General features: G+C 71.5%; 14 protein-coding genes. 3 read left to right on the top strand and 11 right to left on the bottom strand.

What is annotated here, in order from left to right; genetic code table 11:
* Positions 1 to 22 precede the first annotated feature (22 nt).
* The 7 genes from pcaDC to CCL05_RS07370 all read right to left on the bottom strand — a co-directional run bounded on the left by pcaDC (position 23) and on the right by CCL05_RS07370 (position 6,528).
* Positions 23 to 1,144 (bottom strand): bifunctional 3-oxoadipate enol-lactonase/4-carboxymuconolactone decarboxylase PcaDC, encoded by a 1,122-nt coding sequence (pcaDC, locus tag CCL05_RS07400; RefSeq protein ID WP_086559678.1) that lies wholly within the window; start codon positions 1,142 to 1,144, stop codon positions 23 to 25.
* Positions 1,141 to 2,436, bottom strand: a complete 1,296-nt coding sequence (gene pcaB / locus CCL05_RS07395; protein ID WP_086559677.1) for a 3-carboxy-cis,cis-muconate cycloisomerase — start codon at positions 2,434 to 2,436, stop codon at positions 1,141 to 1,143. Before pcaB ends, pcaDC begins: the two co-directional genes overlap by 4 nt.
* Positions 2,433 to 3,038: a protocatechuate 3,4-dioxygenase subunit alpha gene (gene pcaG, locus CCL05_RS07390; RefSeq protein ID WP_086559676.1), complete on the bottom strand. Its 606-nt coding sequence runs from the start codon at positions 3,036 to 3,038 to the stop codon at positions 2,433 to 2,435. The genes pcaB and pcaG overlap by 4 nt, the downstream gene beginning before the upstream one ends.
* A 6-nt stretch (positions 3,039 to 3,044) precedes the next feature.
* Positions 3,045 to 3,818, bottom strand: a complete 774-nt coding sequence (gene pcaH / locus CCL05_RS07385) for a protocatechuate 3,4-dioxygenase subunit beta (RefSeq protein WP_086559675.1) — start codon at positions 3,816 to 3,818, stop codon at positions 3,045 to 3,047.
* A gap of 111 nt (positions 3,819 to 3,929) precedes the next feature.
* Entirely contained in the window at positions 3,930 to 5,132 is a 1,203-nt protein-coding gene (locus CCL05_RS07380; protein WP_086559674.1) for a thiolase family protein, read from the bottom strand.
* A complete protein-coding gene (locus CCL05_RS07375; protein WP_086559673.1) occupies positions 5,129 to 5,773 on the bottom strand; it encodes a CoA transferase subunit B in 645 nt (214 codons plus the stop codon). Before CCL05_RS07375 ends, CCL05_RS07380 begins: the two co-directional genes overlap by 4 nt.
* Positions 5,773 to 6,528: a CoA transferase subunit A gene (locus CCL05_RS07370; protein WP_086559672.1), complete on the bottom strand. Its 756-nt coding sequence runs from the start codon at positions 6,526 to 6,528 to the stop codon at positions 5,773 to 5,775. Before CCL05_RS07370 ends, CCL05_RS07375 begins: the two co-directional genes overlap by 1 nt.
* 207 nt (positions 6,529 to 6,735) lie before the next feature.
* Between CCL05_RS07370 and CCL05_RS07365 the strand changes: the two genes are divergently transcribed.
* On the top strand, positions 6,736 to 7,200 hold the full coding sequence (locus CCL05_RS07365) for a MarR family winged helix-turn-helix transcriptional regulator (RefSeq protein ID WP_086559671.1): 465 nt from the start codon (positions 6,736 to 6,738) through the stop codon (positions 7,198 to 7,200).
* 17 nt (positions 7,201 to 7,217) lie between these two features.
* Here the strand turns inward: CCL05_RS07365 and CCL05_RS07360 are convergent, their stop codons facing one another.
* Positions 7,218 to 8,210, bottom strand: coding sequence for a DUF3048 domain-containing protein (locus CCL05_RS07360; protein WP_167409523.1), 993 nt, complete (start codon positions 8,208 to 8,210; stop codon positions 7,218 to 7,220).
* Between the two features lie 208 nt (positions 8,211 to 8,418).
* Between CCL05_RS07360 and CCL05_RS07355 the strand changes: the two genes are divergently transcribed.
* Entirely contained in the window at positions 8,419 to 9,609 is a 1,191-nt protein-coding gene (locus tag CCL05_RS07355; RefSeq protein WP_086559669.1) for a zinc-dependent alcohol dehydrogenase, read from the top strand.
* Positions 9,610 to 9,625: 16 nt separating this feature from the next.
* On the opposite strand, the gene CCL05_RS07350 is transcribed toward CCL05_RS07355, so the two are convergent.
* Positions 9,626 to 10,690 (bottom strand): ATP-dependent DNA ligase, encoded by a 1,065-nt coding sequence (locus tag CCL05_RS07350; protein ID WP_086559668.1) that lies wholly within the window; start codon positions 10,688 to 10,690, stop codon positions 9,626 to 9,628.
* A 74-nt stretch (positions 10,691 to 10,764) separates the two neighbouring features.
* Here CCL05_RS07350 and ligD point away from each other — a divergent pair, with 74 nt between their 5' ends.
* Entirely contained in the window at positions 10,765 to 11,796 is a 1,032-nt protein-coding gene (gene ligD / locus CCL05_RS07345; RefSeq protein WP_086559667.1) for a non-homologous end-joining DNA ligase, read from the top strand.
* On the opposite strand, the gene CCL05_RS07340 is transcribed toward ligD, so the two are convergent.
* On the bottom strand, positions 11,783 to 13,924 hold the full coding sequence (locus CCL05_RS07340) for an OmpL47-type beta-barrel domain-containing protein (protein WP_208641407.1): 2,142 nt from the start codon (positions 13,922 to 13,924) through the stop codon (positions 11,783 to 11,785). The genes ligD and CCL05_RS07340 overlap by 14 nt on opposite strands.
* A gap of 47 nt (positions 13,925 to 13,971) precedes the next feature.
* The coding region (locus CCL05_RS07335) for a PQQ-dependent sugar dehydrogenase (RefSeq protein WP_086559666.1) at positions 13,972 to 15,672 on the bottom strand (1,701 nt) is incomplete at its 5' end.

The raw sequence follows: 15,672 nt of genomic DNA, 5'->3' as shown, positions 1-15,672 counted from the left end.
GTGGGGCGTACGACCAGCAGGATCACCCTGCCGTGCCGTCCTCCTCCGCCAGCACCCGCTGGGCCGTCGCGAACGCCGAGTTCGCCGCCGGCACCCCGCAGTACACCGCGCTCTGGAGCAGCACCGCGCCGATCTCCTCCGGTGTGAGTCCGTTGCGGCGGGCCGCCCGGACATGCATGGCCAGCTCGTCGTAGTGGCCGTGCGCGACCAGCGCGGTGAGGGTGATCATGCTGCGCTCGCGGCGGGACAGCGTCGGATCGGTCCAGATCTCACCCCAGGCGTAGCGTGAGATGAAGTCCTGGAAGCGCGCCGTGAAGGGGGTCTGCCGGGCCTGCGCCCGGTCGACGTGCGCGTCGCCGAGCACCTCGCGCCGCACCTCCATCCCGCGGCCGGCGGGCCCGCCGAGGTGTGCCCGCAGCGCGGTCAGCACCGCCTCCGGGCACTGCGCGGGCGCCAGGTGCGAGGCGCCCGGGAGCTCCACGAGCGTCGCGCCCGGCACCGCGTCCGCGATCTCCCGCAGGTGCGCGGGCGGCGTCGCCGGGTCGTTCCGTCCGGCGACCAGCAGCGTCGGTAGGGCGATCTCGGGCAGCCGGTCCCGCAGATCGAACGCGGCGAGAGCGTCACAGCAGGCGGCGTACGCCTCGGGGTCGGCGCGACGGTGGTCCTCCACCAGCTCCGGCACGGTGAACCCGGCCGTGAACCACCGCGCGTCCGCACTGTCCGCCAGCCCGGCCAGCCCTTCCCGCCGCACCAGCGCGGCCCGCTCCTGCCAGGGCTTCGCCCCGTTGAAGTGGGCGGAGGAACAGATCACGGCGAGGGACGTCAGCCGCTGCGGACGGTGCACCGCGAGGTGCAGCCCCACGGCCCCGCCCAGCGACACGCCCCCGTACGCGAACCGTTCGATGCCGAGCGAGTCGGCGAGCGCCAGCACCAGGTCGGCGAGGTCACCGACCGTCGCGCCCGCCTCGATGAGACCGGCCGCCGAGCCGCCGTGTCCCGGCAGGTCCCAGCGGACCACCCGGTGGGTGATCGACAGCTCGGGCGCCACCTTGTCCCACAGGGCGTTCGACGTGCCGAGGGAGGGGCCGAGCAGCAGCGGGGGTGCGGAAGGGGACCCTTCGGCACGGTGGGCGAGAAGTGTCAACGTCGCTCCAGAGCACGGTCGGTGAGGGCTCCGGCGGAGCCGGTGTAGTGGGTGGGATCGAGGTCGACGTCCGCCAGCTCCGGCGCCTGGGCCGGCGGGCGTCCCTCGGCGGCGAGCCGGGTGAGGAGTTCCTTGGCGCGGGCGCGGCCCAGCACCGGGGCCAGCTCGGCGGACAGCCGCTCGGAGACGATCAACCCGCCGGTGAGATCCAGGTGTTCGCGCATGGCCTCGGGCCTGACCCGCAGTCCCTCCGCCAGTTCGGCGGCGTCCCGGGCGGCCCCGCCGGCCAGCCGCAGCAGGTCCCGCAGGGGCTCCCACTCCGCGTGCCAGGCCCCGGCCGGCCGCTCGTCCTCCGCCGCCAGCGATCCGTACAGCGTGGCCGCGAGCTGCGGTGCCCGCCGCGCGGCCGAGGCGATGAGGGTGGACCGTACGGGATTGGACTTGTGCGGCATGGCCGACGAACCCCCGCCGCTGCCCTCGGCGACCTCGGCGATCTCGGTGCGCGAGAGGGTCAGCACGTCCACGGCGAGCTTGCCGAGCGCGCCCGCCGTGAAGGCCAGGCAGCCGGCCAGATCGGCGACGGGTGTCCGCAGGGTGTGCCAGGGCAGATCGGGGGCCCGAAGGCCGAGTTCACGTGCGTAGGCCGCCGGCAGCGCGGCCGGATCGCTCGCGCCGTACGCCCCGAAGGCCGCCAGGGTGCCCGCCGCGCCGCCGAGCTGGGCGGGGAGGCCCTCGCGCACCCGGGCGATGCGGTCCCGCGCGTCGAGGACGAGCGCGCGCCATCCGGCCGCCTTCAGCCCGAACGTCGTCGGTACGGCGTGCTGGGTGAGCGTCCGCCCCGGCATCGCGGTGTCACGGTGCTCGGCGGCCAGCCGCGCCAGCGCCCGTTCCGTACGGCCGAGATCGGCGAGCACCGGGTCCAGCGTGCGCACGGCGACCAGCATCGTCGCGGTGTCCATGATGTCCTGGCTGGTCGCGCCCCGGTGGACGTAGGGGCCGTACTCCTCGCCGACGGCCTTCGTCAGCTCCGCGACCAGGGGAATGACGGGGTTGCCGCCCGCGCGGGCCCGCTCGGCGAGGGACCGTACGTCGAAGGCGCCGGCGTCGGCCGCCTCGGTCACCGCCGTCGCCGCCTCGGCGGGGGCCAGCCCCAGCGCCGCCTGGGCCCGGGTCAGCGCGGCCTCCGCGTCGAGCAGCGCCCGCAGATAGGCGTGGTCGCTCGTGGCGGACGCCGCCGCCGAGTCGGCCCACCCCGGGGCGAGCAGGCCGGTGTCACCGTGGGCAGCTGTCACTGGAACTCCAGGAAGACCGTCTCGCCTTCGCCCTGAAGGCGGATGTCGAAACGGTACGTGCCGGCCGCCTCCGCCACGGCGATCAGCGTGTCGCGGCGCCCGTCCTCCAGCCCGGACAGCAGCGGATCGGCGGCGAGCACCGCCTCGTCGTCGGGCAGGTAGATACGGGTGTACAGGTGCACGAGAAGCCCCCGCGCGAAGACGCACACACTGATGTACGGGGCGCTCCGCCCGCGCGCGCCGGGCCGCAGCGTGCGCGCGTACCAGTGGCCGTTGGCGTCGGTCTGGATACGTCCCCAGCCCGTGAACTCCACGCCGTTGCGCCCCAGGAAGCCGCCCGACGCCGGGTCGCGGCGCATCGACCCGTCCGCCGTCGGCACTTGGCCGTCCGGGTCCGCACCCCACAGCTCGATCAGGGCGTCCGGCAGCGGATCGCCCGCGCCGTCGGTCACGTACCCGTGCAGGGTGACGGTGTCCGGATGCCCGAGGGGCGCGATCTCCTCGCCGCCGCGGAAGGGCAGGGCGTGGCCGTAGAACGGGCCGACGGTGTGCGACGGGGTGGGCAGCACGCTCTCCGGCCTGCTGGTGTCGATCTTCGTCATGGCAGGTCAGCGCCCTTCTTCGATCCAGGTGGCGTGCGGGCCGTCCAGCACGATGTCCCAGTGGTAGCCCATCGAGAACTCCGGCACCGACAGGCTGTGGTCGTACGTCGCGACCAGCCGCTGCCGGGCCGCGTCGTCCGTCACGGACTGGATGATCGGGTCGTAGGGGAACAGCGGGTCGCTCGGGAAGTACATCTGCGTCACGAGCCGCTGGGTGAACGCCGTGCCGAAGAGCGAGAAGTGGATGTGCGCCGGCCGCCAGGCGTTGAGGTGCTGGCGCCACGGATAGGGGCCCGGCTGGATGGTGGTGAAGTGGTAGCGGCCCTCGCTGTCGGTGAGGGTGCGGCCCACGCCGGTGAAGTTCGGGTCCAGCGGGGCGTCGTGCTGCTCGCGCTGATGGGCGTACCGGCCCGCCGAGTTGGCCTGCCAGATCTCCACGAGCTGGCCGCGCACCGGGCGGCCGTCACGGTCCAGCAGACGCCCGGAGACGGTGATGCGCTCACCGATCGGCTCACCGTCGTGCTGCCGGGTGAGGTCGTTGTCGATCTCGGTGATGTCCCGCTCCCCGAACGCCGGGGAGGCCAGCTCCACCAGCTCCGGATCCTTGCTGACGTCGATCGTGACCGGCGGCTGCTTGGGATGCCGGAGCACCGAGGACCGGTACGGGGCGTAGTCACGCCGCGGCTGATGCTCGACGGGCCCGCCGTCGGCGAGCCGCTTCTCGTACGCGGCCCGCTCGGCCGCGATCTCCTGGTCGATGTCGTGCTGAGTGAGAGTCATGGGGTCCTAGAGGTCCTTAAGGTCTCGCCCCAAAAGGGGCGCGGGGCTGTTGTCAATATGCGGCTCCGCCGCGCGGGCCCGACCAGCCACATCCGGCCCGCAGCCGAGCGTCTACCGTTCCAGAACGAGCGCAAGCCCCTGGCCCACTCCGATACAAAGCGTGGCGACACCAACGCCACTGCCAAGCCGGGCCAGCTGATGGGCAACCGTGCCGGCCAGCCGAGCCCCGGACGCACCGAGCGGATGCCCCAGCGCGATCGCCCCACCCTGCGGATTGAGGATCGCGGGATCGAACTCGGGCCACTCGGCCACACACCCCAGCACCTGCGCGGCGAACGCCTCGTTCAGCTCCAGCACGGACAGGTCGCCGAACCCCCTGCCCGCCTTGGTCAACGCCCGGTTCACCGCCTCCACGGGCGCCAGCCCGAAGTAGTGCGGGTCGATCGCGGAGACACCGGTGGCGGACACCCGGGCCAGCGGCTCACGCCCAGTCGCCCTCAACCCCTCCTCGTCGACCAGCAGCAGCGCCGCCGCACCGTCGTTGAGCGGCGACGCGTTGCCCGCCGTCACCGTGCCGCCCTCCGTACGGAACGACGGCTTCAGCCTGGCCATCGCCGCCAGGGACGCATCCGGCCGGACACACTCGTCGGCGGCGAAGACCACCGGGTCGCCCTTGCGCTGCGGAATCGCCACGGGCGCCAGCTCGGCATCGAACGCCCCGGCCCGCTGGGCATCCGCGGCCTTCACATGGGAGGCCAGCGCGAACTCGTCCTGCTGCTCCCGGCCGATCTTGTGCTTGTCGGCGATGAGTTCGGCCGACTCGCCCAGCGGAATCGTCCACTGCGGCTCCATCCGCGGGTTGACCATGCGCCAGCCGAGGGTCGTCGAGTAGAGCTCGGTGTGCCCGGCCGGGAAGGGCCTGTCGCTCTTCGGCAGGACGTACGGCGCCCGGGTCATGGACTCGACCCCGCCGGCCAGCGCGATCGAGGCGTCGCCGACGGCGATCGCACGGGCCGCCTGGATCACGGCCTCCAGGCCGGAGGCGCACAGCCGGTTGACGGTCACGCCCGGCACGGAGGTGGGCAGGCCCGCGAGCAGGGCGGCCATCCGGCCGACGTTGCGGTTCTCCTCACCGGCGCCGTTGGCGTTGCCGAAGTACACGTCCTCGATCCGCGCCGGGTCCAACCGGGGCATGCGAGCCAGGAGTTCGCGGACGGCGTGCGCGGCCAGGTCGTCCGGGCGCACGCCGGCCAGTGCGCCGTTGTAGCGGCCGATCGGCGTGCGGACCGCGTCGACGATGTAGACGTCCTTCACTTCACGCCCTCCGGCACGGTCAGTTCGGCGTCGGTCTTGCCGGCGATCTCGTCGGCGGTCACGCCCGGCGCGGTCTCGACCAGGACGAGTCCGTCGTCGGTGACGTCCAGGACGCCGAGGTCGGTGATGATGCGGTTCACACACGCCTTGCCGGTCAGCGGCAGGGCGCACTCGGTGAGGATCTTCGGTGAGCCGTCCTTGGCGGTGTGCGTCATGACGACGACGACCGTACGGGCGCCGTGCACCAGGTCCATCGCCCCGCCGATCCCGGTGATCAGCTTGCCGGGGATCGCCCAGTTGGCCAGGTCGCCCCGCTCGGACACCTGCATGGCACCGAGTACCGCCACGTCGATGTGCCCGCCCCGGATCATCGAGAACGACAGCGCCGAGTCGAAGAACGACGCGCCCGGCAGGACCGTCACCGTCTCCTTCCCCGCGTTGATCAGGTCCGGGTCGACCTGTTCCTGCGTGGGATACGGACCCGTGCCCAGGATGCCGTTCTCGGATTCGAGGACGACCTCGACGCCCTCGGGGAGGTAGTTGGGGATGAGGGTGGGCAGCCCGATGCCGAGATTGACGTACTGGCCGTCCCTCAGCTCCCGTGCCGCCCGCGCGGCCATCTCCTCGCGACTCCAGGCCATCAGGACCTCACCGTCCGCTGCTCGATCTTCCTGTCCGCCGCCTGCTCGGGAGTGAGCGCGAGCACCCGCCGCACGAAGATGCCGGGCAGATGCACCGCGTCCGGGTCGATCTCGCCGGGCTCCACCAGCTCCTCCACCTCGGCGATCGTGACCCGTCCTGCCATCGCGGCCAGCGGGTTGAAGTTCCGGGCGGACTTGCTGAAGACGAGGTTGCCGTGCCGGTCGCCCTTCGCGGCCCGGACCAGGGCGAAGTCGGTGCGGATGCCCCGCTCCAGCACGTACTCCGCGCCGTCGAACTCCCGGACCTCCTTCGCCGGGGAGGCGATCGCGACCCCGCCCTGTCCGTCGTAGCGCCACGGCAGTCCGCCCTCGGCGACCTGGGTGCCCACCCCGGCCGGGGTGTAGAAGGCGGGGATCCCGGCGCCGCCCGCCCGCAGCCGCTCGGCCAGCGTGCCCTGCGGGATCAGCTCGACCTCCAGCTCACCGGCCAGGTACTGCCGGGCGAACTCCTTGTTGGCGCCGATGTAGGACCCCGTCACCCGGGCGATCCGGCCGGCCGCCAGCAGGACGGCCAGGCCCGTCTCCATCGCCCCGCAGTTGTTGGAGACCACCGACAGGCCGGCCACCCCGCGCTCGTACAGCGCCCCGATCAGCACGTTCGGCACACCGCTCAGCCCGAAACCGCCCACCGCGAGCGACGCGCCGTCCGGGACGTCGGCCACCGCCTCCAGGGCTGTGGCGACCACCTTGTCCATCCGAGAAGCCCCATCTCTTCCGAGCGACCCGACCCCATTTAGTCAGGGCACTGAGTATTTCTCCGAAGCTGCTCTCACGCTGCCACCGGGACGGAAGGGCGTCAAGACCTCGGCGTATCCAGCCCTGGTCCCTTGCGCGGACGGCAGACAGTCCCTGAGCGGCCGGGTATTGTTCAGTGCACCGACGAACACGAGCGAGGGGTGCACATGGCGGCGGCGGACCTCACCACCCACCCCGGGCACCTGGCCCGGCGGCTCCAGCAGGCGCATTACCTGCTGTGGAACACGATGGTCTCCGAGGAGATCACCTCGCCCCAGTACGCGGTCCTCAACACCCTCGTCGACGAGCCCGGGCTGGACCAGCGCACGGTGGGGGAGCGGGTGGGCCTGGACCGGTCGACCGTCGCCGAGGTGATCAGCCGGCTCAGCCGGCGCGGCCTCCTCGACAAGGTCCGCGACCCCGAGGACGGCCGCCGTTCCCTGCTGCGTCTCACGGACGAGGGCGAGCGCACCCACCGCAAGCTGACCGTGCGCACCGCCCGGATGAACCAGGTGTTCCTCGCCCCGCTGTCGGCCGAGGAGCGGACGGTGTTCTTCGACCTCATCCGGCGTGTCGCGGACGCGGCCGAGGGGCTGCGCAACCCGGGGGAGTCCCTGGTGGCGCCCCGCTGACGGGCGCGGCCCCCGGGTCAGGACGCCTTGGCGTACACCACCCACACCTGGCCCTTCGCGAAGTTCACCGGTGTGCCGTCGCCGGTGGTGAACGCCGTGCCGTCCGAGGCGTCCTCGCGCTTCCAGTGCACGTCGTAGGCCCGCCCGTCGCGCAGCACCCTGGCGTTTCCCGAGCCCACCGTCTGCGTGTACGGCGTGTTGTTGCCGCGGAAGTCGCGGAAGGCGGACTCGCGCACCTTCACGTACTGCACGACGACCGTCGCGGCCGCCATCCGTTTCCCGTCGGCCGTCGTGGCGGGCGTGCCGTCCATGCCGACCAGCCAGCGGTCCCGGGAGTCCGACCAGGTGAAGGTGAAACGGGCCGCCGGGTAGCGCACCGTCTGCGAGGCCGTCGGCGTGCCGCCGGCCGGGGCGGAGCCGTAGCGGAAACCGGTGGTCAGGGCGGCCTGGCCGGGAACCTCGGGCACGATCCGCTCGGGCCGCAGATAGAGGTTGTGCGGGGCGGGCTTGCCGGAGCCGCGGAAGTAGGCGCCGGGGGCGCTGCCCGGGGTCTCCGCCTCCAGCGGTGCCCTGTCGATCAGCGGCAGGAGCTTCTTCTGCGCGCCGGAGAAGGCGAGGACGGGCCGGTCGAACTGGCGCAGCAGCTCCAGATCCGACTCGCGGGCGCTGCGCACCGGGCCGACCGCCTCCGGCAATCGCGTCGCGTACACCGCCATCAGCCGGCTCAGTCCGCCCTCGACCTGCTCCGCGTACACCACGTCCGCCGCGTCGACGCCGGTGTGCGGCCGGGCCGCGGCGGCGTTGTCGAGCTTGACGGCGAGCACGGAGGAGCCGGTCGCCGCAGACGACGGTGATGTGCCTTGCTCCGGCTGCCGGGAGGTGCCCCGTCCGTCGTCGCCGGGAGTGCCCCCGCCGGTGCAGCCCGCCGCCAGGGCGGCCGTCACCGTGGCGGCCAGCAGCGCCGCTGTCGTCGTGGCGCGCCGTCCGCGCGCCCCTCGTTCTCTGCCCACCGTCGCCACCGGCCCCCATGTCCTCGATGTGTCTAGATTGTGCACTTATATGTCTACCGATGGCCATACCTGATCAATTTTGAGGGAGGGGCTCCGCTTCGTCCGTCGTTCGGCTCAAGGTTCAGCGCGGATCGGCCCGGGTACCCGGGCCTCGCCGACTGACCGACCGGCCGACCGACGCGCACGCTGACGGAGGGAGCGCGAGGCGATGAGGGCTGTGACCTGGCAGGGCAAGCGGGACGTCCGGGTGGAGAACGTGCCCGATCCGGAGATCCAGGAACCGACGGACGCGGTCATCCGCGTCACCTCCACCGGACTGTGCGGTTCCGACCTGCACTTGTACGAAGTGCTCACGCCGTTCATGACCCCCGGGGACATCCTCGGCCACGAACCCATCGGCATCGTCGAGGAGGTCGGCGCCGGCGTCCCGGACCTCCAGGCCGGAGACCGGGTCGTGGTGCCGTTCCAGATCGCCTGCGGCAACTGCTGGATGTGCCTGACCGGCCTGCCCACCCAGTGCGAGACCACCCAGGTGCACGGCGAGGGCATGGGCGCCGCCCTGTTCGGCTACACCCGCCTGTACGGCTCGGTGCCGGGCGCCCAGGCCGAGTACCTGCGCGTCCCGCAGGCGCAGTACGGCCCGATCAAGGTGCCGGAAGGCCCGCCCGACGATCGTTTCGTCTACCTCTCCGACGTCCTGCCCACCGCCTGGCAGGCGGTCGCCTACGCCGATGTCCCGCAGGGCGGCAGCATCGCCGTGCTCGGCCTCGGCCCCATCGGCGACATGGCCTGCCGCGTCGCCCAGGTCAAGGGCGCGGGGCGGGTGTTCGGCGTGGACCTGGTCCCGGAGCGGCTGCGCCGGGCCCGCTCGCGCGGGGTGGAGACGTACGACCTCAGGTCCTTCGACGACGAGAAGGAACTCATCGAGGCGATCCGCGACGAGACCGACGGCCGCGGCCCCGACGCCGTGATCGACGCGGTCGGCACCGAGGCCCACGGCAGCGCGGCGGCCAAGCTCGCCCAGCAGGCCACGGCGGTCATGCCCCGCAAGCTGAGCGGCCCGTTCGCCGAACGCTTCAGCATCGACCGCCTCGCCGCCCTCTACACCGCCATCGACCTGGTCCGGCGCGGCGGCACCATCTCCCTGTCCGGCGTGTACGGCGGCATGGCCGACCCGATGCCGATGCTCACCCTGTTCGACAAGCAGATCCAGATGCGGATGGGCCAGGCCAACGTCCGCCGCTGGAGCGACGACATCATCCCGTACCTGACCGACGAGGACCCGCTCGGCGTCGAGGACTTCGCCACCCACCGGGTGCCGCTGTCTCAGGCCCCGCACGCGTACGAGATGTTCCAGCGCAAGCAGGACGGCGCGGTCAAGGTGCTGATGCAGCCCTGACGGGCCTGCGAGCGCTCTACGCGCCCAGGATCTCCGCCAGGTCGTAGCGGACCGGCTCCTGGAGCTGCGCGTACGTGCAGCTCTCCGGGGTCCGGTCCGGGCGCCAGCGGCGGAACCGGGCGGTGTGCCGGAAGCGCTGCCCGTTCTCCATGTGGTCGTACGCCACCTCGGCCACCCGCTCCGGCCGCAGCGGCACCCACGACAGGTCCTTGCGGCCCGACCAGCGGCTCGGCGCCCCCGGCAGCCGGGCCTTCTCGTGCGCGGCCTCCTCGGACCAGGCCGCCCACGGATGCCCCCGGACATCGTCCATCCGCAGCGGCTCCAGCTCCTCCACCAGCTCGGCGCGCCGCTTCATCGGGAACGCGGCGGACACGCCCACGTGCTGGAGGGTGCCCCGGTCGTCGTACAGGCCGAGCAGCAGCGAGCCCACCACGGGGCCGCTCTTGTGCAGGCGGTACCCGGCGACGACCACGTCCGCCGTCCGCTCGTGCTTGATCTTGAACATGGCGCGCTCGTCCGGCCGGTAGCGCACGGTCAGCGGCTTGGCGATGACCCCGTCCAGGCCCGCCCCCTCGTACTGCTCGAACCAGCTGCGCGCCACCTCGATGTCGGTGGTCGCCGGAGCCAGATGCACGGGCGCCGTCACCCCCGACAGCTCCCGGTCCAGCAGCTCCCGCCGCTCGGTCAGCGGGGTGTCCATCAGCGACTCGTCCCCCAGCGCCAGCAGATCGAAGGCGACGAACGAGGCCGGTGTCCGCTCGGCCAGCATCCGTACCCGCGAGTCCGCCGGGTGGATCCGCTCCGTCAGCGCGTCGAAGTCCAGATGCCCCTCCCGCGCGATCACGATCTCCCCGTCCACCACCGAGCGCTCCGGCAACCGCTCCCGCACGGCCGTCACCAGCTCGGGGAAATACCTGGTCAGAGGCTTGCCGGTACGGCTGCCGAGCTCGACCTCGTCCCCGTCGCGGAAGACGATCGCCCGGAACCCGTCCCACTTCGCCTCGTACTGCATGCCCGAGGGGATCGTCGCCACGGACTTGGCGAGCATCGGCAGGACAGGGGGCATCACCGGCAGATCCATGGTCCGATTCTGCGCCCATATACCGGAGCACGCTCGATGTGCGAGGTATGCGGGGTGCGCCTACCGTGGCTCGCATGGGTGACGCGGTGGAGCTGGAGGCGGGCGGCCGGACCGTACGGCTGTCCAGCCCGGACAAGGTGTTCTTTCCGGAGCGGGGCTTCACCAAGCTGGATCTCGCCCGCTACTACCTGGCCGTCGGCCCCGGCATCCTGCGCGCCCTGCGCGACCGCCCCACCACCCTGGAGCGCTACCCCGAGGGCGTGAACGGCGAGAACTTCTTCCAGAAGCGGGCGCCGAAGAACATGCCCGACTGGATCCCGACCGCGCACATCACCTTCCCCAGCGGACGCAGCGCCGACGAGATGTGCCCCACCGAGGTCGGAGCCGTGGTGTGGGCCGCCCAGTTCGGCACGCTCACCTTCCACCCCTGGCCGGTCCGCCGCGGCGACGTCGACCGCCCGGACGAACTCCGCATCGACCTCGACCCGCAGCCCGGCACCGACTACGAGGACGCCGTTCGCGCCGCCCACGAACTGCGGGCCGTCCTCGACGAGTTCGGCGGACTGCGCGGCTTCCCCAAGACCTCCGGCGGCCGGGGGCTGCACGTCTTCGTGCCCATCGAACCCCGCTGGACCTTCACCCAGGTCCGGCGCGCCGCCATCGCCGTCGGCCGGGAGATGGAGCGGCGGATGCCCGAGCAGGTCACCATCAAGTGGTGGAAGGAGGAGCGGGGCAAGCGCATCTTCGTGGACTACAACCAGACGGCCCGCGACCGCACGATCGCCTCCGCCTACTCCGTACGCCCCCGCCCGCACGCCCCCGTCTCCGCGCCCCTGCGCTGGGACGAGGTGGGGGTCGCGCACCCCCAGGACTTCGACCTCGCGACGATGCCCGCGCGCTTCGCCGAACTCGGCGACGTGCACGCGGACATGGACGACCACCGCTACTCCCTGGAGGCCCTGCTCGACCTCGCCCGCCGCGACGAACACGACCACGGTCTGGGAGACCTGCCGTACCCGCCCGAGTATCCCAAGATGCCGGGGGAACCGAGGCGGGTACAGCCGAGCAGGGCCCGCAAGGAGAAGCAGCCCCCTACAACTCCTTGATCCGGATGTCCCGGTACGACACCACATCCGTCGTGCTGTGCACCTGGAGCCCGATGTAGCCGGAGGCGAACCGCCGCCCGTCCGTGCCCGGGTCGTCCGAGCGGGGCGGGGTGAACTCCTGGCCGCCGGTGTTGTCGAACTCGTTGATCAGCACACCGTTGCGGAACACCGAGTAGTGCTGGCCGACCACGCGGATCTCGTAGTCGTTCCAGGTGCCCTTCTGCGTCACCCCGGCGCCGGCGAGGCCCACCCGGTCGAACCCGTAGACCGAGCCCGTCTTGTACATGTCGCCGTCGGGCCGGTCGAGCACCTGCACCTCGTGCCCGTACTTGATGGCGACCCACTCCGGGCGGGACTCCTCCGGATGGTCGTGGACCCACGGGAAGCGCACGAAGACACCCGAGTTGGCGTTGCCGGTGCCGGGAGCGTCGTCACGCCACTGGAGCTTCAGCGAGAAGTCGCCGTACTTGCGCTGCGGGAACCACAGCATGCCCATGCCGGGCGTGGTGGTGCTGGAGGTGATCGTCCTGTCGGGGTTCAGCGCGAACGAACCACCGCCCACCTGCTGCCACTTGGCCAGCGACTCGGCACTGCCGTCGAAGAGCGCCCGGTAGCCCTCGGTCTGCCCCGGCTTGCCGATGCCGGACTGGCGGGCGGCCTTGCGGATGGCGGTGTACTCGCGCTGGTCGATCACGCCCTCCTTCAGCAGCGCGTCGAGGACGGACGTCACATGCTTGAGGAACAGCGCGTGGGACGTCCACTCCTTCTCGTCCTCGATCAGCTCGCCGATCCGGCAGCGGTTGTCGGTGACCCGGTTGCGCACGCCGGAGTCGACGTCACCGACGATCACCGTCAGCCGCTCGTCGTACTCCGGGCAGTCAGGCGCCGGGACCTGCCCGGAGACGACCGTGAAGGTCACCGTACGCGCCGCCGAGGTGTTGCCGGCCTTGTCGGTCGCCCGGTACGCCACGGTGTGCGCGCCCGCCCGGTCGACCACCACCGGCGCCGTGTACGCCAGGTACGGCCCGCCGTCCAGCGAGTACTCGATCTTCTCGACGCCCGAGCCGTGCTCGTCGGTCGCCGTGACGGTCACCCGGGCGTTGTTCACGTACGCCCCGGCCGAGTTCTTCGTGCCCTCCACGGTCACGCCCGTCACCGGCGGGGTGGTGTCCTGCGGCGGCGCCGCGACGACCGTGAACTGCACGCTCTTCTCGGCCGCCACGTTGCCCGCCTTGTCCGTGGCGCGGTAGCGGACCGTGTGCGAGCCCACCTGGTGCACCATCACGGGCCCGGTGTACGGCTGCCAGGCGCCGGAGCCGACCGCGTACTCGATCGTGTTCACCCCGGAACCCGTGTCGGACGCGGAGACGGTGACCGTCGCCATGTCGATGTACGCCCCGTCCGGATTGCGCTCGCCGCTCACCGTCGCCGAGGTCTCCGGCGCGGTCGTGTCGTCCGACTGCGGCGCCACCACCGTGAACGCGGTGCTCTTCTCGGCGGAGACGTTCCCCGCCTTGTCGAAGGCGCGGTAGCGGACCTTGTGGGCGCCCACCTGGTCGACGACGACCGGCGCCGTGTACGGCTGCCAGGCGCCCGTGTCGCCGAGCGCGTACTCGATCCTCTCGACGCCGGAGCCGCCCTCGTCGGTGGCCTGGATGGCCACGCTCGCCGAACCGACGTACTCACCCTGCGCGTTCTGCGTCCCGCTCACCTGCGCCGACGCCTCGGGCGCGGTGGTGTCCTCGCCGGTGCCCTCGGTGACCACCAGGATGCCCTGCATCTGGCCGTGGCCGGGGATCGTGCAGTGGTAGAAGTACCGGCCGGGCGTGAGCGTGACCTGGGCGGTGTGCTTGCCGCCCTGGGCGTCGTTCGGATTGGCCAGGATGTTGAGCTGCACATCGTTGTTGAACTCGGGGTCACTGGTCACGAACGTCAGCGTGTGCGGCATGCCCGTGGTGTTTCCGGTGGCCGCACTGTTCTCGAACACGATCGTCGCGCTGCCGGCGACCGCCGTCTTGGGCGCCGAGAGGTACTTGTCGATGTCGTTGCCGGCCGTCCAGGTGAGGACCTGTTCGGCGGCCGACGCCTGTGTCTGCCCGGCCGCGGGCATCGCCTGCACACCGAGCATCACGAGCAGGGCGGCCAGCAGGGCGGCCCAGATTCTTCGTCGCCGGATCACTCGGTCCCCCTCGCCAGCTGACCGGCGGCCGGGGTCGGCCCGCCGCCCTTGTAGGTGACCCGCCACAGGGCCGACTTGGAGTCCGAGGTGAAGAAGCCGCGCCCGTAGTCGAGGACGTACAGCGCGCCGTCCGGACCGAACTTCCAGTCCATGAGGTTCTTGATGCCGTCGTTGCCGACCGGCACGATCTTCTTCAGCGACTCCGAGTGCACCGGCAGACCGCCGTCGCCTTGCGTCTTCGGGTCCATGAGCACCGCGTTGCGCGGCTGGTCGGCGTCGTAGAAGTCACCGACGAACCACTTGCCGTCCCAGTACGCGGGCCACTTGGTCGTGCTCGTGCTGCCGGAGTCGTAGCGGTAGACCGGCCCGTTCATCGCGGCCTGCCCGCCGCCCTTCAGCCAGGGCAGCCGGTACGTCGCCTCCTCCGGCTTGTACGACGGGACGCCGTTCGCGTCCCGCGGGTAGTCCGGCGCGCCGCCCTGCGGCGAGTACCAGATGTTGTTGCCGGTGACCGGCGGCAGGTTGACCAGACCGTCGTTGTTCGGCGACTCGTTCTTCGGGTGGTCGCAGTCGTACCAGCCGAGCGGCTGGGACGGATCCGGAAGGTTGCGGTCCCGGTAGGGCTGCTTGTTGCCCATGCAGTACGGCCAGCCCCGGTTGCTCGCCTTGGTGATCGCGGCGAACGTGTCGTACTTGGCCGGACCCCAGGTCGTCGACGGCGCGCTCGCGTCCGGGCCGACCCAGCCCGCGTACAGCACGTCGGTCGACTTGTCGACGAAGATACGGGCGGGGTTCCTGACCCCCATCACATAGATCTCGCCGCGTGTCTTGCCGCCGCCCTCGTCGGTCTCCTTCCCGGTGAAGAGGTTGCCCTGGGGAAGCGTGTACGTCCCGTCCGGCTCCGGGTGGATGCGCAGGATCTTGCCGTTGAGGTTGTTGGTGTTGCCGGCCGTGCGGCGCGCGTCGGCGAAGGAGACGCCCTTGTAGTTGGGCTGCGGGTTGTTGCCCGAGTAACCGTCGCTGAAGCCACTGGAGTTGTTGTCACCCGTGGCGATGTACAGGTTGCCCTTGGAGTCCCAGGCCATCCCGCCGCCCGAGTGGCAGCAACTGTGGATCTGCACCGGCCACTTCAGCAGCACCTTCTCGCTGCCCAGGTCCAGCTTGTTGGTGGCCTGGTCGAGGGTGAAGCGGGAGACCCGCCGCTCGGCCATCCGCGTGTCCCGGTTGATCTGTGCGTGCGGTGTGTAGTGCAGGTACACCCAGCCGTTCTGCTCGAACTCCGGGTCCAGCTCGATCCCGAGCAGCCCCTCCTCGACCTTGACCAGTTCGTCGCCGCCGCCCTTGTTGCCGAAGACGGTCAGCGCACCGGCCAGGGTGACCTGCTTGGTCTTCGGGTCGTAGACGTGGATCTCGCCCTTGCCCTTGCCGATGTCGGGGTCGTTCCAGTCGGTGACCACGGGCTGCGAGGAGTCGGCGCCGCCCCGGCCGATGTAGAACACCCGGCCGTCGGGCGCGGTGACCAGCCCGTGCGGCTCGCCGATCTGGTCGTTCTGCCCCGGCTGGTTGGGCTTGGTCAGCCGCTCCGCCGCGTAGTTGGCGTTGATGGTCGCCTTGCAGTCGGCCTGCTCCAGCCGGGTCGTCCACATCAGCGCGCCGCGCAGATGGGCCCTGAAGTCGGTCTCGTCGTACGACGAGAC

Origin of the sequence: Streptomyces africanus (assembly GCF_002150735.1) — a bacterium.
Classification (GTDB): Bacteria; Actinomycetota; Actinomycetes; order Streptomycetales; family Streptomycetaceae; genus Streptomyces; species Streptomyces africanus.
Note: the sequence above shows the minus strand (reverse complement) of the source record. Positions and strands in the feature narration are given on the sequence as shown.